Below are 1880 nucleotides of genomic sequence, written 5' to 3'. Positions count from 1 at the left end.
ACACGCATGGGGCTGTTCGTGGTTTCAGAACCAACACAGTGGACGCGAGCAACTGAGGACAAGCCCTCGGCCTATTAGTACCGGTCACCTCCACACGTTGCCGTGCTTCCAGATCCGGCCTATCAACCCAGTCGTCTACTGGGAGCCTTACCCCATCAAGTGGGTGGGAGTCCTCATCTCGAAGCAGGCTTCCCGCTTAGATGCTTTCAGCGGTTATCCCTCCCGAACGTAGCCAACCAGCCATGCCCTTGGCAGAACAACTGGCACACCAGAGGTTCGTCCGTCCCGGTCCTCTCGTACTAGGGACAGCCCTTCTCAAGACTCCTGCGCGCGCAGCGGATAGGGACCGAACTGTCTCACGACGTTCTAAACCCAGCTCGCGTACCGCTTTAATGGGCGAACAGCCCAACCCTTGGGACCGACTCCAGCCCCAGGATGCGACGAGCCGACATCGAGGTGCCAAACCATCCCGTCGATATGGACTCTTGGGGAAGATCAGCCTGTTATCCCCGGGGTACCTTTTATCCGTTGAGCGACGGCGCTTCCACAAGCCACCGCCGGATCACTAGTCCCGACTTTCGTCCCTGCTCGACCCGTCGGTCTCACAGTCAAGCTCCCTTGTGCACTTACACTCAACACCTGATTGCCAACCAGGCTGAGGGAACCTTTGGGCGCCTCCGTTACCCTTTAGGAGGCAACCGCCCCAGTTAAACTACCCATCAGACACTGTCCCTGATCCGGATCACGGACCCAGGTTAGACATCCAGCACGACCAGACTGGTATTTCAACGACGACTCCCACCATACTGGCGTATGGCTTTCACAGTCTCCCAGCTATCCTACACAAGCCGAACCGAACACCAATATCAAACTGTAGTAAAGGTCCCGGGGTCTTTCCGTCCTGCTGCGCGAAACGAGCATCTTTACTCGTAGTGCAATTTCACCGGGCCTATGGTTGAGACAGTCGAGAAGTCGTTACGCCATTCGTGCAGGTCGGAACTTACCCGACAAGGAATTTCGCTACCTTAGGATGGTTATAGTTACCACCGCCGTTTACTGGCGCTTAAGTTCTCAGCTTCGCCCACCCGAAGGTGAGCTAACCGGTCCCCTTAACGTTCCAGCACCGGGCAGGCGTCAGTCCGTATACATCGCCTTACGGCTTCGCACGGACCTGTGTTTTTAGTAAACAGTCGCTTCTCGCTGGTCTCTGCGGCCACCCCCAGCTCACGGAGCAAGTCCGATCACCGGTGATGGCCCCCCTTCTCCCGAAGTTACGGGGGCATTTTGCCGAGTTCCTTAACCATAGTTCACCCGAACGCCTCGGTATTCTCTACCTGACCACCTGAGTCGGTTTAGGGTACGGGCCGCCATGAAACTCGCTAGAGGCTTTTCTCGACAGCATAGGATCATCCACTTCACCGCAATCGGCTCGGCATCAGGTCTCAGACACATGGTGTGCGGATTTGCCTACACACCGTCCTACACCCTTACCCCGGGACAACCACCGCCCGGGCTGGACTACCTTCCTGCGTCACCCCATCACTCACCTACTGCAAGTCTGGTCCGTCGGCTCCACCACTCCCCTTTGCCCGAAGGCTCCGGGGCGGCTTCACGGACTTAGCATCGCCTGGTTCGATGTTTGACGCTTCACAGCGGGTACCGGAATATCAACCGGTTATCCATCGACTACGCCTGTCGGCCTCGCCTTAGGTCCCGACTTACCCTGGGCAGATCAGCTTGACCCAGGAACCCTTAGTCAATCGGCGCACACGTTTCTCACGTGTGAATCGCTACTCATGCCTGCATTCTCACTCGTCAACCGTCCACAACTACCTTCCGGTGCTGCTTCACCCGGCAGACGACGCTCCCCTACCCATCAC

Annotated in this window: 1 rRNA gene; it reads right to left on the bottom strand. The window is 57.4% G+C overall.

Annotation, left to right across the window (positions count from 1 at the left end):
• Nucleotides 1-54: 54 nt before the first annotated feature.
• Nucleotides 55-1880, bottom strand: a 23S ribosomal RNA gene (locus ACH4F6_RS39940); the annotation flags it as partial.

This window comes from Streptomyces sp. NPDC017936 (genome assembly GCF_044328485.1).
Classification (GTDB): domain Bacteria; phylum Actinomycetota; class Actinomycetes; order Streptomycetales; family Streptomycetaceae; genus Streptomyces.
The sequence above is the reverse complement of the archived record's forward strand: the minus strand, read 5'-3'. Positions and strand labels throughout refer to the sequence as shown.